This window comes from Streptococcus sp. F0441 (assembly GCF_000314775.2).
GTDB lineage: Bacteria > Bacillota > Bacilli > Lactobacillales > Streptococcaceae > Streptococcus.
In genome coordinates, this window is the sequence record NZ_KB373321.1 from 1,298,128 (window position 1) to 1,323,080 (window position 24,953).

Consider the following 24,953-nt stretch of genomic DNA (forward strand, 5'->3'; position numbering starts at 1 on the left):
CTGAAACTTCTTCAATAGTGTACTTAATCGCTTTACCAGCTTTGTTCACATCAAGATCTGTGAAGCTTCCTGACCAGTTGCTGTCTTTATTGAGTTCAAGGGTCTTACCTGTGTCTTGACCATCTGCTAGAAGTTTAACAGTAATAGACTCTGGACGTTTGCCATCTTGGTTCTCGCCATCATTCCAAACTTTCTTCACTGGAACCTGTGTTTTAGCTGGTGTGTAGACATTGGTGAAGGTTGTGCTGCCATCACTTGCATCACTGCTGTACTCAACAGTTGCATGCAGTTTCCCTTCTTTATCATCTGTTACAGTTACTTTAGCTGTCACTGTCTTCGCATCGTAGGTGATTCCATTCTCCGTTGTACCAGCTTTCACTTCCTTGATGGTGTAAGTGTAAGTGCCTTCTTCATCAAATGACAATTCTTTAAACTTAACTTTTCCGTCAGCACCATTCTTCGCTTTTTCAACGTTACCAACTTGGTCTGTCAATGTAAATTCGAACATGTCAGCTTCAAGATTGCGATTGGTTAGTTTCTTATCTACTTCAAGAACTTCTTTGACATTTTTAGCCTTATAGGTGTTTTCGAAGGTGCTGTCGTTATTGTCATAAGATACAGTTGCTTCAAGAGCTCCCTTACCGTTGTCAACAACTTTGATCGTTACTTCGATAGTCTTGTTAGAATAAGTGATTCCTTTATCAGTTGTCCCAGCATTCTTTTCAACGATGGTGTAATGATAAGTGTCAGCTTTATTGAATTCTAAATCTTCAAACTTAATGTTTCCAGCTGCATCATTTGTTGTTGTTTGAATTGGAGCTGTACCATTTTTCTCAAACAAGGCAAACTCGAATTCACCACCTTGAAGCTGGATTGGCTTATCAGTGTTCTTATTGATGAATGATTTGGTTGCCGAAACAGGAGCTTTCACATTAGCAGGCTTATAAGTATTTGTGAATGTCTGAATTCCAATATCAGTAGCTCTTGTCACTGCACCAGCAAGTGGTGGAACAAGATTAGCACCAGGTGCTGAAGATGAGAAATCAGCTGCTGGAAGTGCTACAGCAGTAATAGGATAATACATTACTGATGCAACCAGTTGACCTTTGCCATCGTCTACAACACGTACTGTGACCGGTACTTTTCTACCATCATAAGTCACACCATTAATGGTTTGACCAGCATTCACTTCAACAACAGTAAATTCGTATTCACCCGCTTTATCGAAAGGAATATCTTTGAAGACTACGCGACCAGCTGCATCGTTCTTAGCTCTTTGAACTTCTTGGCCATTTTTGTCTTTCAAGATAAATTCAAATTCTTCGTTTTGAAGAGGTGTTGGACGACCACCAGTTAATTCTTTTTTGACTTCAATATCAGCCTTAGTTGGTGAAGTGCTATAGGTATTTGTAACAGTAAGACCCGCTGTTTGTGCTGGAGTATAGCCGTCTATCGTATCTACGATGAGATTGCCATCTTCATCGACTTCCATCACACTATAAGTGTACTTCACACCGTGCTCATCTGTCGCAGGAAGGTCTGTCCATTCGACAGTTCCATCTGTTTTTGGAACGTCTTTTTGACTAACACCAGCCACTTCTTCAATCGCTCCACCTTCTGGTGTACGGTACAATTTGAAGTAGACAGTTGGACGAACATGTTCCTGACCGCCAACCCAGACTTTCTTAGCCGTCACGTTTGTCTTTGGAACTTCGTAAGTGTTGGTGACTTTGTTGTTTCCGTTATAGGATACAACATAGCTGTTGTCACCTACTTTGACTTTCTCTCCTTCTTTCAGAGGAAGACCCGTCTGATCTTCAAGTTCTCGAACAGAATAAACTAGCTTGCTTCCATCAACATCACGTTCAGGAAGTTGATTTTTCCACTTATAAGTGTAGACACCATTAGACTCTGTCACTTCAGGGGTGTAGTTCCCAGTAACAGGTTTTGAATCTGCAACAGTTTGTCCTTCTTTGTGCACATACAAACCGAGTTTGACTTCTTTGTAGTCAGTTGCTTTTCCGCTTACCCAAGTCTTGGTTGCTTCAAAGTCAACTGTCACACGTTTGTTAGAGATGTTGAGGGGAACACCTTTTCCACCTTTCATCTCAACTGTAAATTCTTGACTATTTACCTGATAGCCTGGTTTAGGAGTCTTTTCTTTAACGATATACTCACCATTATTGAGAGCCTTTGAGACAGCTATCCCATCCGTATCTGTTGTAACGGTATCAACCAAATTATTAGTGGTTTTCTCACGGATTTCAAAGACAACGCCTGCCAACTTAACAGTTGCATCCGCTTCATCGTATTTTGTGATTTTGATCTTACCAGCAATATCAGCTGTGACTGATGCACCTACAGATTTAACAGTTTTAATAGTTATATCGTGCGAGGTTTGTGTATTGATTGTGTTTTCCCGTTTTTTCCAAATTAATTGAGGTTCGTTATCTCGCAAGTACTGAATGGAGTTTTTTACCTCTGATTCATCTGCTGGCGAGGTCGTGAGATATCTTAGGTAAAAACTCTTTGTCCCCATATTTGTCGGCATAAGCAATTCAAATCCACGTTTACCATTGACAAAAGTCAGCAAGGCCGTGTTGTCTGAATCCTTTTTATACTCCTCAGGATCCGTTGTCACTTTATACACTTTGATTATATGTTTGAGACCAGCATAGTTGGTATCTGTCGTCTCGTACACTACTTCAGATAGTTCAAAGCTTTTCTCAATATAAGACGCAAAGGCTCCTAAGCCGATATTATCTTTGATCTTAATAGTGTGGTTCCCCATATCTGTCTTAGAACGGTTAATTCGCACATTCCATATAATTTTAGGCGATTTCGGATCATTCTGAGGTTGTTTATAAATCAATTCGCCTGTATGGGGGTGCTTAGGATACACTTTCACCTCAAATTCGATTTCTTGCGTCGTGCCTCCTGGCAGAGTGTAGGTAACCTTCTTAGTCACTCCTTCAACTGTTTGTTTTGCATTCGCAGTAAAGCTCCCACGGATATGTTGTTTCCCCTGAACTGCTTCATTGAAAGTAAAGACAAGACGATGATTGGCTTTTTCTACCTGAACCGTCCCCATCTTCGTATTTGAATTTGAATCAATTAGATCCAAGGTTCTATCTTCCAAATCCAAATTTTCAGGGGCCTTTACGATAAAGTAATCTCCAGGCTTAATCACGTTCGCCTGTACACCGGGGAATGAGAAGTCGCCCGAGTATTTTAGTTCAACAGTTTTTGTGCTTGGACCGATAATAATGTGTGAAGCACTCCCGGTTTCAGCTACGGTAATCTTCAAATTCTTGAAATCGGCTTTATCGGTAACATCAGCTGCAGCATGAGCTTCACCTGTCGGGAAGAACATCAGCAATAGCAAAAGAGGAAATACTAGAAAACCTAGTACTTTCTTTAGTTTATCCATAAAAAATCCTTTCTATTTGATTAAATTTAATTGAGAAGTATGTCACATCTGTTCAGTAGGAAACACCCCTTTCAATCGCATGATTTGTTACACGATAACATACTTGTAACACTTGCTTTGAAAAACAATTACACTATTATAGTATTTAAAATATTTATTCAATTCAATCTTTAGCAGGAGTATCATTACTCTTGGTCAGATGGAAATATAGCAAAATATCATCCATGGCTATTATACTACATATCGTTGAATATTTTTATTAAAATCTTTTTATCTATCAAGTTGTTTATTTACACGATGTCAATTTTTTTGATATATTATTTCATGATACCATATAAAAAGTGACTATCCTAAGAATTGTCTGAAAATACTGATATAATAGGAGTTTGCAAGTAGTACTAGCTCCCCGTAATAATCTGTTATTTATAATGAATCTATGATATAATAGTCTTATAAAGGCTTTCGAATAATCATCTATTCAGTTTATTTATGCTAAAAGGAAAACTTGGGGTAATACTAAATCTAGTATTTTTAATATTTATAGATAGGAAGGTAAAGCTATGGCAAATAAAACTAGAGAGTTAATCTTAGGTGCTTTTATCACTCTTGCAAGGAGAAACCCTCAGCGAACTTCTTTTACCATGACTGAGATTGCTGCAGAAGCTGGTATTTCCCGCCAAGCGATTTATCAAAAGCACTTTAATAACTTTGAAGATATTATCGATTATATCCACAAGGAGACTGATCAACAGATCTTTAATAATTTTAACAACTACTGTCCTGAAAGAGATGGCGATCCCATCACTTTCTTAGCGGACCACATTCTTCCTCTCATCTATGAAAAGCGAGAAGTCGTCGGTACCTTGTATACCACACAAGTCGACCCATGTTGGAAGGAGTTTCTGCGTGGAACATACTCTGAGTGGGTACTAAAGAATGTCAATTACCAACTGAAATATAATTTTAGTAAAGAAGACATCGCTTATATCATTACGACCATGGCGATTTCATTCATTGAAGTGTGGATTCGTAAAGATAATCCAATACCACCTGAAGAGTATAGAGAGACTTTCATTCAATTGTCTAAGACTTCTCTTTGTGACTATATTGTGTCATAAAAAAAGAATCTTGAGTTCCACTCAAGATTCTTTTTATTGTCCACCTTTAAAGGCATCCACCATTACCTGAAATTCTTCATTTGTAAGAGTAATTCCCTTGCCCATTTTAGTATGATCTGGGCTCCAAGCGCGAATGTCAAACTTTGCAGGGGCTCCATTAAAGCTGACGCGATTGATTTCCTTGGTCCATCCTTTTTCATTTTCAGACAGGGTCAGTAAGTGTTCTTCGATTTCAAATGTAAATTCTGCCATTTTGTTCTCCTTTTAAGTTTTCATTAGATTATTCGAAAAATCTTGTAGTTTTTAGAAAAATTTTATATAATGTGGATATGTAAGGAGGGAGGATTCTATGAGACAGGCATTCCAACTAGTTCTAGATAAACTACATAGTTTTCTCAATGGGAATGATAATCATCCTCAAATCGAGGACAACTCCCTCACTGCTATGATTGAACAAGCCATCCAGAAAAAGACGGCTGTTCATGTGATACTTGCAGAAACAAGTTTTACGGGTGATATTATCAAACACGACGCCAATCGCCAACAAATTATCGTCAAGAATTTTTCAAAAAACGTGACTCGAATCATTCGTATCAGTGATATTAAACGACTTCGTTTTGTTCCCTCAACCGTACAACAAGCTCAGAAAAGTCTATTTAAGAAAGAGTGAGATGTTCATTGCATCCCACTCTTTTTCTTAACGGATTTGTTCAAAATGAAGATGAACGGCGATATGGTCGCCATAACCACTTCTCTCCAAATCGCGTTGCAAGCGATAAGAGATATAGTGCTCTGCAATGGTAATGTAGCCAGCTCCAAGTAAGCGGTGCTCAACCATTGACTGGATCATGCTGATAGTCGCACGTTCCACTTTTGCTTCTTCCAAGTCCAAAACGACTTTTTTAGTAACTTGTGCAAGGTTTTGACGCAAATCATCTGTCAAAACATAAACGGTTTGAGCTGCTTTTAGGACAGCTTGGTAAATTTTATCTGGATCAAATTCAGCAATTTCTCCATTACGTTTGATTACTTGCATAAGGTTCTCCTTTATTCTTTGTTTTCTTTGATTTCAGCCAGCATTTTTTCTTCTTCGGCTGTTAGTTGATAGTTTTCTAGCAAGTCAGGTCTGCGCTCGTAGGTTTTCTTTAGGCTCTCATACAGTCGCCACTGACGAATCTTTTCATGGTGTCCACTCATGAGCACATCTGGAACCACCATGCCACGATAGTCATAAGGACGTGTGTACTGAGGATATTCGAGGAGTCCCGAAGAAAAACTGTCATCTTGGTGGCTAGATTCCTTGCCAATCACTTCAGGAATCAGGCGAACGGTCGCATCGATCATGGTCATGGCCGCCAATTCTCCTCCAGTCAAGACATAGTCTCCTAGGGAAATCTCATCGGTTACCAGGGTCTTGATGCGCTCGTCATAGCCTTCATAGTGACCACAGATAAAGATCAGTTCATCTTCCTGAGCCAAATCTTCAGCATAAGCCTGGTCAAACTGTTTCCCAGCAGGATCAAGAAGAATGACGCGGGGATTTTTCTTTTCAATGGCATCAAAGGCATCGAAAATGGGTTGAGCACGGAGCAACATCCCCTGACCGCCTCCGTAAGGTTCATCGTCAACATGACGAGCCTTTTCAGCGTATTCTCTGAAATTATGATACTGGATATCCAAGAGCCCTTTTTCTCGAGCCTTTCCAACGATCGAGTGTTCCAACGGAGAAAACATCTCTGGAAAGAGGGTTAAAATATCAATCTTCATCGTCTAACCCTTCTAAGATTTCCACTTCGACCCGCTTGTTTGGAATATCAACATTGAGAACTACTGGCGGAATGTAAGGTAAAAGCAAATCTCGCTTGCCTTTTCGCTTGACCACCCAGACATCATTGGCACCTGGTTGCAGAATCTCCTTGATGGTTCCAATCAAGTTTTCCCCCTCGTAAACATCCAAACCGATAATCTCGTGATAATAGAATTCACCATCATCTAAATCGTTCAAATCTTCCTCAGCGACCTTGAGACTATAACCCTTGTACTTCTCAATCACATTGATATGGTACATGTCTTTGAATTTGATAATGTCAAAATTCTTATGTTTGCGATGACTTGCGATGGTCACTGTTTGGACAAACTGATCTTTTTCATCAAACAAGGCCAGCTCTGTCCCCTTTTTAAATCGTTCTTCTGCAAAATCCGTCACAGACAAGACACGCATCTCACCCTGTAAACCTTGTGTATTGACGATTTTCCCAACATTAAAGTAGTTCATCTTGTCTCCTGTATTCTCCTTCTTTCCATCTTATTCTGACAATTCTCGAATAATAGTCGCAATTTTTTCTGATTCAGACCATTGTAAATAATGGTGATTCCCTCCTAAAATGAGTTTAGTATTGGAAGTCCAATATTCTGACTCTCTGTACTCTTTTTCTCTATAAGCCTGGCAAAAAATAAATACAGGAACATGAGTTTCTATGGACACATTCTCAAAATCTTCCTCAGTAATCTCACAATATATCTGAAATCCTGGAACTTGCCTTTCCAACTCTGGGCCTTTTTCTTGCATTAATTCCCATATTTCTTCATTCGTTTCAGGGCTAAATGTTGCTTGAGTTAAGTTCTTAAAATAAAGTTCAGGACCATACTCGTCAATCAGCCTCATCTGCTCTTCCATTTCTGGATAAGGATTTTCTGAAAAATCAGTAAACATGACTTTTTTAGTTGTCGGTTCCATTGCTACTAAAGCCTGACACTTAATTGGTTTGTTGAGCAATTTACAAGCTAAAATTCCACTCAAACTATGTACACAAAGTATATATTCAGAAATCCCTAATTCTTCAAGTACTTCATAAACCGCATCTGCAAGATTATCTAGATTTTTTCCAGCTTGGTCATGAATCGGACTCCTACCTGTGTTCGGAAAATCAATTGTCAAATAACCAATTGTAGGAGGAAGTTTTTCAAGTATAAGTGAAAAATTTTCATAACTTGGTATCAAACCTGCTCCGTTTAGACAAACTAGCACTTTCTTTTGCTTTTGATAAGTAACAGAGAGACTACCAATTTCTGTAGATACTTCAAACCTCTTCATAAAGAAATCCACTCGTTCTATATAATGAATTATTAAAAATCCTTATCCTTTATTTTATCACGTTCCAAAGATTTTCACAAGTTGAAGAACAGTGACTGCAATTAGCTTTGAGCGTCTAAAAACTTTTCTAAATCACGTTCATGTTGGTACTTAATAGCAGCCTTCTTATCTTTGTCAAAGATGGCTTTGGTTAGATCAATATGGTTGATGGCCGCAATTGCGACAGTGTAGTGAATAATATCAGCTAGTTCTTTGGCTAGTTCGTCGTTTGAGTCCTGAACGCCCTCTTTTCGACCAGAGCGCCCATTCAAGACCTCGGCTACTTCTCCGACTTCCTCCACTAGCTTGATAAAGAGGCCTTCCTCAGTTCGAGATTGCTGGTAATGTTCGAGTAAATAATCTTGTAATTGTCTAAACGTTAAATCTTTCATCTTCTGCTCTCCACAAAAAAAGCGAGACATCTGTCCCGCTTTTTTTTATTTTTCATTGATAACGATTCTTACTTTTTTGTCTTCAGTTGGGACAGAGTAGACAATCGTTCTTATCGCTGAGATAGTGCGACCCTTACGACCGATAACACGACCGACATCGCTCTGGTCAAGATCCAAGTGATACTCCAAAAATTCTGGTGTATCTTCAATCTTGATAGTTAAGGCATCTGGTTGTGAAATCAAAGGTTTCACAATCGCAATAATGAGATTTTCAATCGTATCCATCTGTCAACCTACTTTAAACTTATTTTGAGAATTTAGAATCGTGGAATTTTTTCAATACGCCTTCTTTTGAAAGGATGTTGCGAACTGTATCTGAAGGTTGAGCTCCATCAGCCAACCATGCAAGAACGCGGTCTTCTTTCAAAGTCACTTGGTTTTCAGCAACAAGTGGGTTGTAAGTTCCAACTGTTTCGATGAAACGTCCGTCACGTGGTGAACGTGAGTCTGCTACGTTGATACGGTAGAAAGGTTTTTTCTTAGAACCCATACGAGTCAAACGGATTTTAACTGCCATTTTTTAATGTCTCTTTTCTTATTTTTTATTTCGGTGAAATAGCTGAGCTATTTAGCACATGTTCTATTATAGCAGATTTTTGACAGGTGTCAAGAAAAAAACTTGACAGACTTTAAAATTTTTAAACCATTTAGAAATTTGTTATATTTTTAAAGAAAAATCAGAAAGAGAATGTCATAAATACTATTTTAGAAACATTTTATAAAGACCATCAAGTCAAACCCTTCATCTCTCCTGAACGTGATTTGGATGCTTGGCTCCTAAATTCCAAGCCTGTTCCCAAGCGAAATATCAAGGATTTTAAGAACGATATCTACTAATTAATTTATAAAATATGAATTGATAGATTCTAAATAGGGGAATAATTTAGTTCTGTAAAAATTAACTTCTACACCTACAAAGCTTATTCTGACAGACTTTATAACAGTCTAAGAAAAAAAGTAGAGATTCATACAGTATCTAGATTTTTCAAAAATTCTTAATCTTCAAATATTATTAACGAAACTATCCAAACCAAATCCGATGCATTACTTCAAAGAATTCTTTAGTTGTTTGACTAGCGAAGGCTTTCATTAAAAAATTTTTTCAAATAATTGCACCTTGGCACATAAATTCTTGATTTCTAAATTTAAGTGTGATATATTTATAACATAAAGATTGTTAAATATTTCTAACATAAGGAAAGGAGTCTATCATGAAAAAAAGTCAAAAAACGGGTGGCCTCATTACAATGATTTCCGCAGCTCTCTTTATTGATTTTACTGTTTTATTTGGTTCTAATCTTAGTTGGGGACCCAAGTTAATTATTGCTGGTATTTCAGTGTTAGGTCAGATTGTAGCTATTTGGGGCTGGCTACATATGAAACCATGGCCTCATAAGAGTCAGAAAGGTAAAGGAAAGACTATTTTTGACTTGTCTGCTAAGCTTTACACGATACTTTTGTTTGCAGCAAGCATTTTTTATACAGTAGGGATTTGGGTTGCGACCCCAAGCGAAAGTTCTGGTATTAAAGAATGGATTTTGGGAATTGGCCTCGTTATTGAAGTGATTGTATTTGGTTTTTTCTGTTTGAAAAATGTCAAGGAAACTCCGGACGAACGCTTTTATGCTAATTTAGCCAAGGCAGCTAGCTTGATGTTTGTTTTTATACTAGGCGCACTGATGATCCTAGCAGTTATCATTGGGTATATGGGGTCTCTCACTCTTTACATGGGCCAGATCTTTATTAGCATAGCTGTCTTGATTTGCATCTTTGCGGTTGTCTATCTTATCTTAGAACGGATAGGATAAGCATGACCAAAGAAAGCAAGATTATTACTAATCTCAAATCTGTTCGTGAGTCCACAGGCATGACCCAGCAGGAGTTAGCTGACCTCATTGGCATGCGACGCGAGACAATTCTGCACTTGGAAAATAATCGTTACAATCCTTCGCTGGAAATGGCTCTTAAAATTGCTCAAGTTTTTAATCTGAAAGTAGAAGACCTCTTTGAACTCAGACAGAAAGAGGAAGCATAATTCTTTTCGAGACCTAGTATTAAGTTCATTGATTAATTAGGAATTGAAGCCGAAAGAAAAAATCCGTTTAAAATGTGCTCTTTTAAAACATAGTAATTCTTTCGAATTAACGTTTACTAATTGTGATTCTTTACGAGCTTTCTTAAGAACTGGTTTTCTAAATACTTCAAGTAAACTTATAGCATTGATGCCCCAAAAAATTTAGAAATACCTGTTGAAAAAGGCTATGCTCTTGTCGAAACTGTCTTTGACTCGCTTGATCATCTAAATACCACTATGAAAGAGAATATCCTCAAAAGTAAGGAGAGTTACAGTACTTTCTAAGATGAAGGCTCCAGATTTGGACCAATCCCTTCGTGACAACTTTTCAGGAGAAGAATTAGCAAGTTACTTTTCAATTCGTAGTTACAAATTGACTCCAAAGGGAGAGCAGATACTGGAACAGTACCAGGACATTATCGACCGTCATCCAAAGAAAAATCTCTAAGCAAGCGACTTTCTGGTCGGCTTCCTCTTAAACTACCTTGTCACTAATATTTGAAATCCCCTTACTTTTAAGGTACAATGATAGAAATGAATTTTTGAGAGGAAAACAATGAAAAAACTAGCAACCCTTCTTTTACTATCAACTATAGCCCTTGCTGGATGTACTAGTATCCAACGTGGTCTCCGTGGCGATGACTATGTTGACTCTAGTATCTCAGCTGAAGAAAGTTCTAAAGCAGCTGCTCAGGCTGCCAAAGATTTGAATGACGCTTTAACCAATGAAAATGCCAACTTCCCTCAACTTTCTAAGGAAGTTGCTGAAGATGAAGCCGAAGTGGTTCTCCACACAAGTCAGGGTGATATTCGTATTAAACTCTTCCCTAAACTCGCTCCTCTAGCCGTTGAAAACTTCCTTACTCACGCCAAAGAAGGCTACTATAACGGCATCACCTTCCACCGTGTCATCGATGGCTTTATGGTCCAAACTGGAGATCCTAAGGGAGATGGTACAGGGGGCCAATCTATCTGGCATGATAAGGATAAAACGAAGGACAAAGGAACTGGTTTCAAAAATGAAATCTCTCCTTACCTATACAATATCCGAGGAGCTCTTGCTATGGCTAACACTGGTCAACCAAACACCAACGGTAGCCAGTTCTTCATCAACCAAAACTCAACAGATATTTCTGCTAAACTCCCTACAAGCAAGTATCCAAAGAAAATCATCGAAGCCTATAAAGAAGGTGGAAATCCGAGTCTAGACGGCAAACACCCTGTCTTTGGTCAAGTCATTGAGGGCATGGACGTTGTTGACAAGATTGCCAAAGCTGAAAAAGATGAGAAAGACAAACCAACGTCTGCTATCACCATTGATAGTATCGAAGTGGTGAAAGACTACGATTTTAAATCCTAAATAACCTAAAAAATACAGTATCCGCATTCGATACTGTATTTCTTTTTTCCTCATTTTTAAGTTAGCTTGTTAAAGTCCCAGATTTGGTCCATCCAACCTTCATAAAAGTCTGGTTCGTGGCAGACCATAAGGATAGATCCCTTGTATTCTTTAAGCGCCCGTTTGAGTTCTTCCTTGGCATCTACATCCAAGTGGTTGGTCGGCTCGTCAAGTACCAAAACGTTGTTTTCACGATTCATCAAGAGACAGAAACGAACCTTGGCTTGTTCCCCACCTGACAAGACTTGAATCTGACTTTCGATATGTTTAGTTGTCAAGCCACAACGAGCAAGGGCCGCACGAACTTCTGCTTGGTTAAGTGCAGGAAAGGCATTCCATACAGCCTCAAGAGGAGTTTGGCGATTTCCACCTTCTACTTCCTGCTCAAAGTAGCCAAGTTCTAGATAGTCGCCACGTTCGACTTCTCCAGCAATTGGTGGAATAATTCCCAAGAGAGACTTCAACAGGGTTGTTTTCCCGATACCATTGGCCCCAATAATGGCAACCTTTTGATTGCGTTCAAAGGTAAGATTTAAAGGTTTGGTAAGTGGACGATCATAACCAATCTGCAAGTTCTTGGCTTGGAAGATAAAGCGCCCAGGTGTACGAGCTGGTTTGAAATCAAAGGACGGCTTTGGTTTCTCGCTTTGGAGTTCAATGATGTCCATCTTGTCGAGTTTCTTTTGACGGGACATGGCCATGTTTCGTGTTGCAACACGCGCTTTGTTTCGAGCGACAAAGTCCTTGAGGTCAGCTATCTCTTTCTGCTGACGTTCGTAGGCTGCCTCCAGCTGAGATTTCTTCATAGCATAGACTTCTTGGAACTGGTAGTAGTCTCCAGAATAACGAGTCAATTGTTGGTTCTCCACATGGTAGACAATATTGATCACATCATTGAGGAAAGGAATATCGTGCGAAATAAGGACAAAGGCATTCTCATAGTTTTGGAGATAACGTTTGAGCCAGTCAATATGTTCAGCATCCAAGTAGTTGGTTGGCTCGTCAAGCAACAAAATATCTGGCTTTTCAAGGAGGAGTTTAGCCAAAAGCACCTTGGTTCTTTGTCCACCTGACAAAGACGTTACATCAGTATCCATGCCATAGTCCATGACACCGAGAGCACGCGCTACTTCATCAATCTTGGCATCCAAGGTATAGAAATCACGACTCTCCAAACGATCTTGGAGCTCTCCTACTTCTTCCATAAGCGCGTCGATATCCGCTCCGTCTTCTGCCATTTCCATATAGAGCTCGTTGATACGGACTTCTGCTTTAAAAAGCTCATCAAAGGCTGTCCGCAAGACATCACGCACGGTTTGACCTTCTTTTAGCACAGCGTGCTGGTCCAGATAGCCAGCAGTCACATATTTGGACCACTCCACCTTCCCTTCATCTGGCAACATCTTACCTGTCACAATGCTCATAAAGGTTGATTTTCCTTCACCATTGGCCCCAACTAAGCCGATGTGTTCTCCCTTGAGAAGGCGGAAGGACACGTCTTCAAAAATTGCACGGTCACCAAAACCGTGACTCAGATTTTTAACTTCTAAAATACTCATTCTAATTCCTTATCTTATTTTTATGCAATCCTTTATAGAGGAGCCAAGCCAGATAGCCTCCCAAGGTATTGGTCCACAAATCATCAATCTCAAAGACGCGATTAAAATCAAAGAAAAAGTCTAAGACCAGCTGCGTACATTCAATTCCTAGGCTCAGAAGAAAACTGAGAAATAGGATTTTTTTGGTTTGTCGCAACTTTGGACAGAGGTAGATCAGTTGAAAGACTAGGGGGAAAAGCAAGAAGACATTCAAAATGTTCTGCAAAAAGATCCAAATAACTTGTCCCAAACTGGTCACTTCACCCAGATTCCAAAGTGAGTTTAAGGGAGTTAAAAGAAAAACCAGGCGTCCAAAAGTTTGAATACCTGGAGTTTCCACTCCTGTAGGAAGTTGAGGCTGGGGAGTGAAGCAAAAACAGACAATGCATAGGCTATAAACAGCCACTCCCAATCTTAAGATTAATTCTCTTTTTTTAGTCATTTTATGGATTTACCGCTGCGACTGCCTTCTGGCGGTCACGTTTCATTGTATTGGAGCGTAATTGTCCACAAGCTGCATCAATATCAGTACCATGTTCTTGACGAACAACACAGTTGACCCCTTTTTTCTTGAGGGTATCGTAGAAGGCCATCACGCGCTCTTTAGGACTACGGCTATATTGGTCATGTTCACTAACTGGGTTATAGGGAATCAAGTTTACATAAGACAATTTCTTGATATTTTTGAGCAATTCCGCCAGCTCCAAGGCTTGTTCTACTCCGTCGTTGACTTCATTGAGCATGATGTATTCAAAGGTCACACGACGATTTGTTGTTTCGATATAATACTCAATAGCTGCGAAGAGTTTTTCAATCGGAAAGGCACGGTTGATCTTCATGATGCTTGAGCGCAATTCATTATTAGGTGCGTGAAGGGAAACAGCGAGATTGACCTGTACGCCTTCATTAGCAAAGTCACGAATTTTGTGTGCCAAACCTGAAGTTGAAACTGTGATGTGACGAGCACCGATAGCCATTCCCTTGTCATCATTGATGGTACGGACAAAATTCAAAACATTGTTGTAGTTATCAAATGGTTCACCAATTCCCATGACAACGATATGGCTGACACGTTCGTCCTGACCACGCTCATCAAAGTATTTCTGAACCAACATGATCTGCGCTACAATTTCACCGTTATTAAGATCACGTTGCTTCTTAATCAAGCCTGACGCACAGAAGGTACAACCAATATTACAGCCAACCTGAGTGGTCACACAGACTGACAAACCGTAGTGTTGACGCATGAGTACTGTCTCAATCAACATGCCATCTGGCAACTCGAAAAGATACTTAACAGTACCGTCAGCCGACTCTTGTACGATGCGTTGTTTCAAAGGATTTACGACAAACTGCTCATTGAGCTTGGCAATCAAATCCTTGGAAAGGTTGGTCATTTCTTCAAATGACTGGACACGTTTACGGTAGAGCCATTCCCAAATCTGATCTGCTCGGAATTTCTTTTCTCCTTGTTCTAACACCCATTCTTGCATGGTTTGACGTGTTAAACTATAAATAGACGGTTTCATCTCTTCTCCTTATTCTCTATCTATTTCTGACGAATGACAAAATGGCGCTGTCCCTTGTCCTCTTTCTGAGACTTTTGGTCCTTATGACGACGTCTATTTCGCTTATCCGCATTTGGTTTTCTCTTGTTTTGCGAAGGTTTCTTTCCTCTTCTAGGAAGGTTTTCCTCTTCCTTTTTACGCATTTTCTTGTCAAACGACGCACGCTTAGGTGCTTGGTTTTCTAGGACAAAATAAGCACAACCATAACTACAGTACTCCAAAAGATAATCCTGTAAGCGACTGATTTTTTCAATTTTTTCCTCTGTTCGATCGTCTTTGTAAAAACCGCGTAGGCGAAGCTGTTCATTGCTCCAGTCCCCCACGACATAATCAAATTTAGTCAACACTTCTGAAAAGCGCTGATTAAAGACGGTCACATCGAAAGCCTCCTTGATATTTTCAACCAAGGTAAAAGCAATCCCTTCAGTCTCAACTTTATCCCCATTTACCTGAAATTCTGGGCCAGGAAACTTGTTATAATTGTATAATTCAGGTGAAATTTCTTTACGCATAGTCTTCCTTTTCCACGATTACTTAACACTCTATTTTACCATATTTTCTACAAGTTGGCACGAATATCCTGAAAATGAAAAAAGTCTGACGATTCTGTCAGACTTCTGCTTTATAACCTTAAAAAGAGAAGAACAATTCTTCCCTCCATATTTTATTATTTAGCTGCTGCATAAAGCTCGTCTACTTTGTTCCAGTTAATCACTGAGAAGAAAGCTTTGATGTAGTCAGGACGCACGTTGCGGTATTTCACGTAGTAAGCATGTTCCCAAACGTCCAAGCCCAAGATTGGTTTTTTACCTTCTGAGATTGGTGTATCTTGGTTTGCTGTTGAAGTCACTTCAAGCTTCCCTTCTTTGTTGACAACCAACCATGCCCAGCCAGAACCAAAGCGAGTTGTAGCTGCTGCTGTAAAGGCTGCTTGGAACTCTTCAAATGAACCAAATGTTGCATCGATTGCTGCTGCAAGTTCTGCTGAAGGAGCAGTCTTTTCAGGAGTCATCAATTCCCAGAAAAGAGCGTGGTTCAAGTGTCCACCACCGTTGTTGATAAGCGCTTGGCGGATATCAGCTGGGATAGATTCTACATCAGCAAGCAAAGCTTCAAGGTCTTCACCGATTTCAGGGTGTTTTTCAAGAGCAGCATTCGCATTGTTAACGTAGGCTTGATGATGCTTGTCATGGTGCAAGTGCATTGTTTCAGCATCGATGTATGGTTCCAAGGCGTCATACGCGTATGGAAGGTCTGGTAAGATAATTGCCATCTGTAATACCTCTTTTTCTTTCTATAAGAAAATGATAACGCAATCATCCTCTTTTTTCAAGTTTTTTGCTCAATTTGCCTCTGTCGCAATCTGCAAGAGTGCCTTTTCAAACAAGTAACTTTTTTCATAGACACCTGTCTTAATTTGGTAGTCTGTTTCAATCAAATAAGAAATCGCTCGCTTGAGAAAAGCCAAGGAAATCCCTCTCGAATCTCTTAATGCGAACTTGATTTGATAAGGATTAGGATTGCGTCCCAAATAAGTCCCCAGACTGCTTACAATCTGCGATTCCGTTTGACCAGCATCTGATAAGATTTTCACTTGGATAAAGGTTCGGAACTGTCCTAACATGACAGCTATGAGCTTGATTTCGTCTTCCCCTTGCAAGGTCAAATCTCTGACCAAGTCACGGGCCTGGTCAATCTTCTTAGCTAAAATAAACTGAGTCAAGTCGAAAATATTGTCCTGAAGAGTCTTTGGAATGACTTCGATAATATCCTTTTCCTCAATCAGGCCGTCTGACTTATAAGACTGTAAAAAGAGGAGATTTTTCTGGATTTCGCTAAACTGAAAACCAGACTTGATGAGTAGATTTTCAAAAGATTTTTCCGCAAACTGCAGACCTTGTGTCTGGCTCCATTTTTGGAAATACTGGCGGAGTTCTTGTTCCTTAGCCTCGATAGCATCAAATACTGTCGCGTCACGCTTGAGCAGTTTGACCAATCGTCTCTTGCAATCCAGTTTTCCTTCCGCAAAAATTAATAACTTGGTTGTGGGTGAAGGATTATCAAGGTATTCCTCAAATGACTTGAGTTCATCATCTGTTAAAAAATGTTTCTTGGCTGTTGTGATATCGACAAAATGGTCTAATATCACGATTTTCTCATCCGCAAAGAAAGGGAGACTGACCAGCTCCAACTCTAAGTCTTTATAAGCTACTTCTTTCATATCAAAGTAAGCAAAATTGAGATCAGCTGGATCATAACCAATCTGTTTCAACACTTGACTCTTCATAACTTCAAACTGGCCCTGGTCTGTCCCTGTAAATAGGTTCAAGCTAGATAGATTTGATAAAGTCAATTTCTGACTGTCTTCAATGGCTAGCATCTTCTCTCCTTTCTTCTGATTTTTTATTAAACTTAATCAATATAGCGCAATTTCCCACGGAAATCTTCTAGACTCTCATACCCTTTTTCCGCCATGATTGCTTTTAGTTCATTGGTAATGCGTTCAAAAGCACCTACGCCTTCTTTGTGAAGAGTAGTCCCTACTTGCACCATACTCGCACCGCAGAGGATGTGTTCAAAGGCATCACGACCCGTTAGAACACCACCCGTTCCGATGATTTGGATTTGCGGATTCAAGCGTTGATAGAAAGCATGGACATTAGCGAGAGCAGTCGGTTTGATATACTCCCCACCAATACCACCGAAACCATTTTTAGGACGAATCACGACCGACTCGTCTTCTATATAAAGGCCGTTTCCGATAGAGTTAACACAGTTAACAAACTTGAGCGGATATTTGTTGAAAATAGCAGCCGCTTGGTCAAAGTGAACAATATCAAAATATGGTGGCAATTTAATCCCAAGAGGTTTGGTAAAGTAGGCAAAGACTTCTGCCAAAATCCGGTCTGTTGTCTCAAAATCATAGGCAATCTGAGGTTTTCCTGGAACATTTGGACAAGAAAGATTAAGCTCTGTCAGTCCTTTGAATCCACTCTCTTGCACTTTTTTCAAGATGGTATGCGTTTCTTCTGGAGACATGCCGACTAAAGATAGAAAGAAAGTACGGTTTGGCTCTTTTTCCTGCAAGTCCAAAAGATAGTCCAGATAATAGTCTAAGCCATTATTTGGTAATCCCATTGAGTTGATAGAACCAAGTGGAACATCCTGGTAGCGTGGCTCAGGATTGCCCTGACGAAAGTCCAAGGTCGCTGTCTTCGTGACAAATGTTCCTGCTGCTGAGTTTTTGACCCCTTCTAGTTCCTCTATCGTCATACAAGCCACACCCGCTGCATTCATCAAGCAATTGTCAAACGCAAAGCCAGCTATTTGTGTTTTCGTTGATACCATGATTCTGATCCTCCAGATTCCTTTTATTTCTAATATTATACCATACTTTAAGATTTTCTCTTTGAGAAAGTTATTTCTAGAGAAAACGTTCGTTTTTTGATAATGCTCTTAGTATTGACTGAATGTAAATTGAAAGAATTTTTAGAAAATTTTCGTTTTTTTCTTTACAGTGAAAAAAATTTCTGCTATAATGGCTCATGTAATAAAATATGACAACAAAAGGAGAACGATATGACATCTGCTAAAGAATATATCCAAAGCGTGTTTGAAACTGTAAAAGCTCGTAACGGGCATGAGGCTGAATTTCTCCAGGCGGTTGAAGAATTCTTCAGCACTTTGGAACCTGTATTTGAAAAACATCCTGAGTATATCGAAGAAAACATCTTGGCACGTATCACTGAGCCTGAGCGCGTGATTTCTTTCCGTGTTCCTTGGGTTGACCGTGATGGAAAAGTCCAAGTGAACCGTGGTTACCGTGTTCAATTCAACTCAGCTGTTGGACCATATAAAGGCGGACTTCGTTTCCACCCAACTGTAAACCAAGGGATCTTGAAATTCCTCGGATTTGAACAAATCTTTAAAAACGTCTTGACTGGCCTTCCAATCGGTGGAGGTAAAGGGGGATCAGACTTCGATCCTAAAGGAAAGACTGATGCTGAAGTGATGCGCTTCTGCCAAAGCTTTATGACAGAATTGCAAAAATACATCGGACCATCACTTGACGTCCCAGCTGGCGATATCGGTGTTGGTGGACGTGAAATTGGTTACCTTTACGGACAATACAAACGCCTTAACCAATTTGATGCTGGTGTCTTGACTGGTAAACCTCTTGGATTCGGTGGTAGCTTGATTCGTCCAGAAGCAACTGGTTATGGTTTGGTTTACTATACTGAAGAAATGCTCAAAGCCAACGGTAACAGCTTTGCTGGTAAGAAGGTTGTGATTTCAGGTTCTGGTAACGTAGCTCAATATGCACTTCAAAAAGCAACTGAACTTGGTGCAACTGTTATCTCTGTATCTGACTCAAATGGTTATGTCATTGACGAAAATGGTATCGACTTCGACCTTCTAGCAGATGTGAAGAATAACCGTCGTGCACGTTTGACTGAGTACGCTGCTGAAAAAGCCACTGCTACTTACCATGAAGGTTCTGTATGGACTTACGCTGGGAACTACGACATCGCTCTTCCATGTGCGACTCAAAACGAAATCAATGGTGACGCAGCTAAACGTTTGGTTGCTCAAGGCGTTATCTGTGTATCAGAAGGTGCCAATATGCCGAGCGACCTTGATGCGATTAAAGTCTACAAAGAAAACGGAATCCTTTACGGGCCTGCCAAAGCTGCCAACGCTGGTGGTGTAGCTGTATCAGCGCTTGAAATGAGCCAAAACAGCCTTCGTCTTTCATGGACACGTGAAGAAGTTGATGGACGTCTCAAAGACATCATGACCAATATCTTCAGCACAGCTAAAACAACCGCTGAAACTTACGGTCTTGGTACTGATTACCTTGCAGGAGCTAACATTGCTGCCTTTGAAAATGTAGCAAACGCTATGATTGCCCAAGGTATTGTTTAAGAAATATGCTAAAAACCTCAATCAAAACGATCGAGGTTTTTTTGAAGCTTCATCTTCTATCAAAACTTCTTCTTCCATAACATTTTTTATTTTTTTGCCCAAAGATAATAACGTTTCTACATCAGAGGGTTTGCTTGTCCCGAGAGGATTCCAAGTAGAAGATGATAAATTTTCATATTCCTTAGACCGAACTCGAAATTTAATGTTATCCCCCTTGGTGTCTATGTCTACATTTAAGGCTCTCGCCCCCAGTTTAGGCTCCTTATTTTTTATCCTACAGAAAATAACTTCTCCTGATACAATCTCCTTTCCATCACACCAAATCCTAATATTTCTTCCAGATAATTCTACGACAAAATTCTTCACTAGACTACCTTGTATTTTTTTAATTAAAAGAAAACTAATACCAAAAAATACTAATACTATCGTATAAAGAAAAAGAGGTTGTGATTTAAAAAAATCATTCAGTTTTAAATAGAATATAGCCAACTGTATTCCCAATACCGGAAGCATGAGGAACATGGGAAAAAGGATACCAATTATTATATCTGATTTTGCTGTTGTCGCTGTAAATTCATATCTTTCCATCAATATCACCTTTATAACATTCCCTTTTTATAGGACATTAATCCCATACTAAGACGGATGCATCAGGGAGTTCAATCTCCCTTTCCCCTAGCAAAGATAAATTTTGAACTATTCTAAGGATATTGTACCACTATTTCTGCAAAAAATACCTTAGCAAACATAATCTCCTTCCACAGATACATCATCGCTTTATCGAGCGTTGGAGTTTGATTGACATGATTCTCTAATCAAACTCCAGAACTTTATGATGAAAATCTTATGGAACAACTGGAGACACTTTATAAATTTTCTCTTTTCAATTATAAAGAAAACCGCTAATCCTAAGAATAGCGGTTTAATCATGTTTTTAAGCTACTAATGTAGTTGCTCTATTATTTAAGAGTAACTGAAGCTCCAGCTTCTTCCAATTTAGCTTTGATTTCTTCAGCTTCTGCAGTTGGAACGCCTTCTTTGATGACACCTGGTGCACCATCAACAAGTTCTTTAGCTTCTTTAAGTCCAAGACCAGTGATTTCACGTACAGCTTTGATAACGCCAACTTTTTTGTCACCAGCAGCTGTCAATTCAACGTCAAATGAATCTTTAGCAGCACCAGCGTCAGCAGCACCAGCTGCAGCTACAGCTACAGGAGCAGCTGCAGTTACACCAAATTCTTCTTCGATAGCTTTTACAAGGTCGTTCAATTCAAGGATTGAAGCTTCTTTAATTTCAGCAATAATGTTTTCAATGTTCAATGCCATTGTTATTTCCTCCAAATAAGTTTTTAATTATATAATAGTTTTTTCGTAGCTACGCTACGCTGCGTAGCTTAAGATTAAGCTGCGTCTTCTTTGTTGTCTGCAACCGCTTTGACTGCAAGAGCAACGTTGCGCACTGGCGCTTGAAGTACAGAAAGGAGCATAGAAAGAAGTCCTTCGCGGTTTGGAAGAGTTGCAAGAGCAACGATTTCTTCTTTAGATGCGACAGCGCCTTCGATTGCACCACCTTTGATTTCAAGTGCTTCAGCGTTTTTAGCAAAGTCGTTCAAGATTTTCGCTGGTGCGATAACATCTTCGTTAGAAAATGCTACTGCAGATGGTCCAACAAAAACAGATGCAAGGTCTTCAAGACCAGCTTTTTCAGCTGCACGACGCAAGATTGAGTTTTTAATAACTTTATACTCAACTTCGCTTCCACGAAGCTCACGACGAAGAACTGTATCTTGATCAACTGTCAAACCACGAGCGTCTACAACGACAATAGATGCAGCAGCTTTCATTTTTTCAGCTACTACGTCAACTAGTTCCGCTTTTTTAGCAATAATTGCTTCACTCATTAGTGTGTTCACCTCCGTAATTATTTTGCTTGGGGAATTTTTTCAAAAGAAAAACGCGCCCAAACCTAGACACGAAAGTACAATACGCTTCTTTTTACATGATACGTTTTGTCCTCGGTAGGATCTTTATGAGTCGAGCTCCCCTACTGTCTTAGGCAGTTTTTTCAAACCGTATATAAGTATAGCATAGACAAAAAAAGAATGCAAGATTTTTGCAAACTTTTTTTGAAATTTTTTTAAATCTCTACCGTCAAAACTTTGCCTTGCTTGACAACTTGTTCTCCTGCAATATAGACATCGTCAACATCACTGGATTTTACTGCGTATACGAGGTGAGAGAGCATATTTTCCTGAGGTTGAAGATGGATTTTTCTCTGTGGTTGAATCACGAGAAAATCTGCCTGCTTGCCGACTTCTAGGCTTCCTATCTGCTTTTCCATTCCAAGGACCTTGGCACCTTCTATCGTCAGAGCTTTGAGGGCTGTCTCGATGGGAAATTGACTGGCATCTCCACTTTTCATCTTCTGAAGAAGAGCTGCAGTCCGTCCTTCCTCAAACATATCAAGGTTGTTGTTGGAAGCAACCGAATCTGTCGCAATACCTACTGCCACTCCTGCTTTTTGAAGTTGGATGATGGGAGCAATTCCTGAGGCCAGCTTGAGATTGCTGATAGGGTTGTGGGCAATAGCCACTTGAGAGGATGCCAAGCGCTTAATTTCTCGCTCGTTTAATTCGACCCCGTGAGCAAAGACAGATGGATGGTCTAAGTAACACAGTTCTTCTAGAAAGGCTATGGGACGTTTGCCGTATCGTTTCAGGATAATTCCTGACTCCTCCTTAGTCTCCGCCACATGGATATGGAGAGGAATATTTAGCTCTTTTGCCATGTCTAAACTCGCTACCAGCAAGTCTCTACTACAACTGTAAGGAGAATGGGGGGCTACCATGACCTTGAAATTTGGATTTTTATATTCTAAGATTTCCTCAATGATGGCTCGTGTTCTAGCAATGGTCTCAGCAGTTGTCTCTGCCTTGGAAGAAAAGAGTGTCGGTGAGAAATAACAACGCATCTTGGAAGATTTCACTGCCTGATAAATTTGCTCAATATCCACACCATTGGGATTATACATATCGTTGAAGGTTGTTGTCCCTGACTGGAGCATCTCTGTCAGTGCTTCTTTGACCGCCTTGGTAGTCATGTCTGGTGTAAATCCTGCTTCTGCTGGCCAGATATAGTCATTGAGCCATTCATGGAGATTGCTATCATCTCGAATCCCTCTCAAGCCTGTCATAGCAGAATGGGTGTGACAATTGACCAATCCAGGCATGATCCAAGCCCCCTGATAGTCTAAAATCTGCTCAGCTTGATCTAAAATCTCTTGCTTCTCTTGACCGACATAGATGATTTGAGAATCCTTGACAGCCAAGATACCATCCAGATGTACATGGAAATCTTGGTTACAAGTCACGATATTTACATGCTGATAGATTTTCATTGTTTTTCTCCTTCTAAGGCCTTGATTTTTTCTAGCTATTGTAACAAAAAAGTCACCCGAAGGCAACTTTCAGTGTCATTAAGACTTTAAAATGGATAGGAATGGCTTATTCAGAGCTAAAAGCCGCAGCTTTTTGCATTTGGTAATACTTGCCCTTTCTAGACATGAGATCCTGATGATTGCCATACTCAACAATATCACCATCCACCAATACTAGAATCAGATCTGCATCCTGAATGGTAGACAAGCGGTGGGCGATGATAAAACTTGTACGTCCCTTCATGAGCTTGGCAAAGGCATCCTGTACCAGCACTTCTGTCCGCGTATCAATAGAGGAAGTCGCCTCATCTAGGATGAGAATCTTGGGAATTGCTAGAAAGACACGCGCGATGGTCAAGAGCTGAGCTTGACCGACAGAGAGAGATTCACCTGCATTTTCCAGTTTGGTATCATAGCCTTGGGGTAACTGTTGGATAAAGAAGTCTGCATTGGCTGCTTTTGCAGCAGCAATCACCTGCTCCCGGTTAGCATCAGGATTTCCAAAGGCAATATTGTCATGAATGGTCCCTTGCTTGAGCCAGGTTTCTTGGAGCACCATGCCAAACTGCTGTCTCAATGACGCTCGGGTATAATCATAAATAGATTGCCCATCTAACAAGATATCTCCCGAGTTAATAGGATAAAAACGCATGAGGAGATTGATAAGAGTTGACTTACCAGCACCTGTCGGACCAACGATGGCCACCTTGCTACCAGCTGGGATATCGATAGACAAATCCTTAATCAAGATTTTTTCTGGATGGTAGCCAAAAGTAACATGTTTAAAGGAAATAGCTCCCTTGACTTGGTCGCTGGTCAAGACTTCCTTACCTGTTTCAGCTACCTCTGGACTTTCTAAGACAGCATAAACGCGCTCTGCGCAAGCGAGAGCACTTTGCAACTCAGCTAGCACTGAAGAAATATCGTTAAAGGGCTTGGTATACTGCTGAACATAGTTCAAAAAAGTTACTAAACGCCCAATGGTCAAGGTTGAACCCATCATGATACGATAAGCTCCTACTCCAGCAAGAAGAGCATAGATGAGTGCATTAACAAAGCGAGTTGAAGGATTAACCGTTGATGAATAAAAGATGGCTGACTGAGAATAGCCTGAGTAGTTGGCATTCGCCTCGTGTAGTCTTTGGATAAACTCTGTCTGAGCATTGAAGGACTGGATAATAGTCTGCTGGCTAAGCGATTCTTCAATCAACTGAGTCTGAATCCCCCTGGTCTCTGTTTGCTTCTGGAAGAGATGATAGGAGCGTTTGGCAATAAAGCGTGAAATCACCATGGACAGGGGCGTCAACAGCAAGACCAAGAGGGTCATGAGGAGATGAATTTGAAGCATGGCTAGAATGCTAACCAAAATCATCAAGACGCCAATGAAAAATTGGTTAAAGATCATGGTCAAGCCAGCTGCCAACTGTTCTATATCTGTAGTCACACGACTGACCATCTCTCCACTGCCCTGCCGATCCACAAAAGCAATCGGTAACCGATGGAGTTTATGGATGATTCGCTCTCGCAAGTCTCTGGTATAAGAGAAGATTAGACGATTATAAAGAAGAGGATTGGCCCATTGTACCAGAGTATTTCCTATGACTACCAAGATCATCTGAATGAAAATATGCCAAAAAACTGGTGAAGAATCAGCTACTAGGACCTGGTCAATGACCTGCCCAATCAAGATAGGTAGGTAGATCGATAAAGCAACTTGGGCAATAGTTCCTAGAAAGGCTAGGAAAAGGAGGAAGGGATGGCTTGCTAAATCTATGGCCAAACGTTTGAGCGTCTGGTTTGCGGTTTGTCGTCTCATG

General features: G+C 40.1%; 28 protein-coding genes and 1 other annotated feature. Of the genes, 7 read left to right on the top strand and 21 right to left on the bottom strand.

Annotation, left to right across the window (positions count from 1 at the left end; translation table 11 throughout):
• Positions 1-3,430, bottom strand: a 3,430-nt coding sequence (locus tag HMPREF9188_RS06255) for a Spy0128 family protein (RefSeq protein WP_009730290.1), incomplete at its 3' end; no start/stop codon positions are given.
• 560 nt (positions 3,431-3,990) lie between these two features.
• On the opposite strand from HMPREF9188_RS06255, the gene HMPREF9188_RS06260 reads away from it, so the two are divergent.
• Positions 3,991-4,548 (top strand): TetR/AcrR family transcriptional regulator, encoded by a 558-nt coding sequence (locus tag HMPREF9188_RS06260; RefSeq protein WP_001284748.1) that lies wholly within the window; start codon positions 3,991-3,993, stop codon positions 4,546-4,548.
• Between the two features lie 33 nt (positions 4,549-4,581).
• Here the strand turns inward: HMPREF9188_RS06260 and HMPREF9188_RS06265 are convergent, their stop codons facing one another.
• On the bottom strand, positions 4,582-4,800 hold the full coding sequence (locus tag HMPREF9188_RS06265) for a YdbC family protein (protein WP_000807427.1): 219 nt from the start codon (positions 4,798-4,800) through the stop codon (positions 4,582-4,584).
• 97 nt (positions 4,801-4,897) lie between these two features.
• On the opposite strand from HMPREF9188_RS06265, the gene HMPREF9188_RS06270 reads away from it, so the two are divergent.
• On the top strand, positions 4,898-5,218 hold the full coding sequence (locus HMPREF9188_RS06270) for a hypothetical protein (protein WP_001248072.1): 321 nt from the start codon (positions 4,898-4,900) through the stop codon (positions 5,216-5,218).
• A gap of 27 nt (positions 5,219-5,245) precedes the next feature.
• Here the strand turns inward: HMPREF9188_RS06270 and HMPREF9188_RS06275 are convergent, their stop codons facing one another.
• The 7 genes from HMPREF9188_RS06275 to rpsP form a co-directional block, all read right to left on the bottom strand.
• Positions 5,246-5,584 carry an ATP cone domain-containing protein gene (locus HMPREF9188_RS06275; protein ID WP_001196045.1) on the bottom strand — a complete coding sequence of 113 codons (339 nt, stop codon included), beginning with the start codon at positions 5,582-5,584 and terminating at the stop codon, positions 5,246-5,248.
• Positions 5,585-5,595: 11 nt separating this feature from the next.
• Positions 5,596-6,315 carry a tRNA (guanosine(37)-N1)-methyltransferase TrmD gene (trmD, locus tag HMPREF9188_RS06280; RefSeq protein WP_000686930.1) on the bottom strand — a complete coding sequence of 240 codons (720 nt, stop codon included), beginning with the start codon at positions 6,313-6,315 and terminating at the stop codon, positions 5,596-5,598.
• The gene (gene rimM, locus HMPREF9188_RS06285) at positions 6,305-6,823 is read right to left on the bottom strand and encodes a ribosome maturation factor RimM (RefSeq protein WP_001105911.1); all 519 of its coding nucleotides are present in this window, start codon (positions 6,821-6,823) and stop codon (positions 6,305-6,307) included. The genes trmD and rimM overlap by 11 nt, the downstream gene beginning before the upstream one ends.
• A gap of 30 nt (positions 6,824-6,853) precedes the next feature.
• Positions 6,854-7,642 (bottom strand): alpha/beta fold hydrolase, encoded by a 789-nt coding sequence (locus tag HMPREF9188_RS06290; RefSeq protein ID WP_000819190.1) that lies wholly within the window; start codon positions 7,640-7,642, stop codon positions 6,854-6,856.
• Positions 7,643-7,743: 101 nt separating this feature from the next.
• Entirely contained in the window at positions 7,744-8,073 is a 330-nt protein-coding gene (locus tag HMPREF9188_RS06295; protein WP_000654128.1) for a MazG nucleotide pyrophosphohydrolase domain-containing protein, read from the bottom strand.
• 45 nt (positions 8,074-8,118) lie between these two features.
• Positions 8,119-8,358 carry an RNA-binding protein KphA gene (kphA, locus tag HMPREF9188_RS06300; RefSeq protein WP_000379619.1) on the bottom strand — a complete coding sequence of 80 codons (240 nt, stop codon included), beginning with the start codon at positions 8,356-8,358 and terminating at the stop codon, positions 8,119-8,121.
• A 19-nt stretch (positions 8,359-8,377) separates the two neighbouring features.
• Complete coding sequence (gene rpsP / locus HMPREF9188_RS06305; protein WP_000268760.1) at positions 8,378-8,650, bottom strand: 30S ribosomal protein S16; 273 nt, start codon at positions 8,648-8,650, stop codon at positions 8,378-8,380.
• Between the two features lie 694 nt (positions 8,651-9,344).
• On the opposite strand from rpsP, the gene HMPREF9188_RS06310 reads away from it, so the two are divergent.
• From HMPREF9188_RS06310 to HMPREF9188_RS06325, 4 genes are all read left to right on the top strand, one after another.
• Positions 9,345-9,941 (top strand): membrane protein, encoded by a 597-nt coding sequence (locus HMPREF9188_RS06310; protein ID WP_000749563.1) that lies wholly within the window; start codon positions 9,345-9,347, stop codon positions 9,939-9,941.
• Between the two features lie 2 nt (positions 9,942-9,943).
• A complete protein-coding gene (locus HMPREF9188_RS06315; protein ID WP_000159796.1) occupies positions 9,944-10,168 on the top strand; it encodes a helix-turn-helix transcriptional regulator in 225 nt (74 codons plus the stop codon).
• A gap of 325 nt (positions 10,169-10,493) precedes the next feature.
• Entirely contained in the window at positions 10,494-10,655 is a 162-nt protein-coding gene (locus tag HMPREF9188_RS10425) for a hypothetical protein (protein ID WP_156811829.1), read from the top strand.
• 108 nt (positions 10,656-10,763) lie between these two features.
• Positions 10,764-11,567, top strand: a complete 804-nt coding sequence (locus HMPREF9188_RS06325) for a peptidylprolyl isomerase (protein WP_000731901.1) — start codon at positions 10,764-10,766, stop codon at positions 11,565-11,567.
• Positions 11,568-11,623: 56 nt separating this feature from the next.
• Here the strand turns inward: HMPREF9188_RS06325 and HMPREF9188_RS06330 are convergent, their stop codons facing one another.
• The 7 genes from HMPREF9188_RS06330 to HMPREF9188_RS06360 form a co-directional block, all read right to left on the bottom strand.
• On the bottom strand, positions 11,624-13,165 hold the full coding sequence (locus HMPREF9188_RS06330; RefSeq protein WP_000025372.1) for an ABC-F family ATP-binding cassette domain-containing protein: 1,542 nt from the start codon (positions 13,163-13,165) through the stop codon (positions 11,624-11,626).
• A gap of 1 nt (position 13,166) precedes the next feature.
• Positions 13,167-13,646: a VanZ family protein gene (locus tag HMPREF9188_RS06335; protein WP_009755295.1), complete on the bottom strand. Its 480-nt coding sequence runs from the start codon at positions 13,644-13,646 to the stop codon at positions 13,167-13,169.
• Position 13,647: 1 nt separating this feature from the next.
• Positions 13,648-14,733 carry a 23S rRNA (adenine(2503)-C(2))-methyltransferase RlmN gene (gene rlmN / locus HMPREF9188_RS06340; RefSeq protein WP_000804768.1) on the bottom strand — a complete coding sequence of 362 codons (1,086 nt, stop codon included), beginning with the start codon at positions 14,731-14,733 and terminating at the stop codon, positions 13,648-13,650.
• Between the two features lie 20 nt (positions 14,734-14,753).
• Entirely contained in the window at positions 14,754-15,284 is a 531-nt protein-coding gene (locus HMPREF9188_RS06345) for a YutD family protein (protein ID WP_009730291.1), read from the bottom strand.
• Between the two features lie 155 nt (positions 15,285-15,439).
• Positions 15,440-16,045 (bottom strand): superoxide dismutase SodA, encoded by a 606-nt coding sequence (gene sodA, locus HMPREF9188_RS06350; protein ID WP_000974725.1) that lies wholly within the window; start codon positions 16,043-16,045, stop codon positions 15,440-15,442.
• A gap of 69 nt (positions 16,046-16,114) precedes the next feature.
• A complete protein-coding gene (gene holA, locus HMPREF9188_RS06355; RefSeq protein ID WP_000879616.1) occupies positions 16,115-17,152 on the bottom strand; it encodes a DNA polymerase III subunit delta in 1,038 nt (345 codons plus the stop codon).
• Positions 17,153-17,184: 32 nt separating this feature from the next.
• Positions 17,185-18,120, bottom strand: coding sequence for a dihydroorotate oxidase (locus tag HMPREF9188_RS06360; protein ID WP_000255149.1), 936 nt, complete (start codon positions 18,118-18,120; stop codon positions 17,185-17,187).
• Positions 18,121-18,351: 231 nt separating this feature from the next.
• Here HMPREF9188_RS06360 and gdhA point away from each other — a divergent pair, with 231 nt between their 5' ends.
• Positions 18,352-19,698 carry an NADP-specific glutamate dehydrogenase gene (gene gdhA / locus HMPREF9188_RS06365; RefSeq protein WP_000199569.1) on the top strand — a complete coding sequence of 449 codons (1,347 nt, stop codon included), beginning with the start codon at positions 18,352-18,354 and terminating at the stop codon, positions 19,696-19,698.
• Between the two features lie 21 nt (positions 19,699-19,719).
• Here gdhA and HMPREF9188_RS06370 read toward each other — a convergent pair whose 3' ends face one another.
• The 5 genes from HMPREF9188_RS06370 to HMPREF9188_RS06390 form a co-directional block, all read right to left on the bottom strand.
• On the bottom strand, positions 19,720-20,286 hold the full coding sequence (locus HMPREF9188_RS06370) for a hypothetical protein (protein ID WP_000443019.1): 567 nt from the start codon (positions 20,284-20,286) through the stop codon (positions 19,720-19,722).
• A 371-nt stretch (positions 20,287-20,657) separates the two neighbouring features.
• Entirely contained in the window at positions 20,658-21,026 is a 369-nt protein-coding gene (gene rplL, locus HMPREF9188_RS06375) for a 50S ribosomal protein L7/L12 (RefSeq protein ID WP_001196962.1), read from the bottom strand.
• 74 nt (positions 21,027-21,100) lie between these two features.
• Entirely contained in the window at positions 21,101-21,601 is a 501-nt protein-coding gene (gene rplJ / locus HMPREF9188_RS06380; protein ID WP_001287266.1) for a 50S ribosomal protein L10, read from the bottom strand.
• A 38-nt stretch (positions 21,602-21,639) separates the two neighbouring features.
• Positions 21,640-21,775: a sequence feature (ribosomal protein L10 leader region), on the bottom strand.
• A 62-nt stretch (positions 21,776-21,837) separates the two neighbouring features.
• Entirely contained in the window at positions 21,838-23,097 is a 1,260-nt protein-coding gene (locus HMPREF9188_RS06385; RefSeq protein ID WP_009730292.1) for a TRZ/ATZ family protein, read from the bottom strand.
• A gap of 106 nt (positions 23,098-23,203) precedes the next feature.
• A complete protein-coding gene (locus HMPREF9188_RS06390; protein ID WP_009730293.1) occupies positions 23,204-24,952 on the bottom strand; it encodes an ABC transporter ATP-binding protein in 1,749 nt (582 codons plus the stop codon).
• Position 24,953 lies beyond the last annotated feature (1 nt).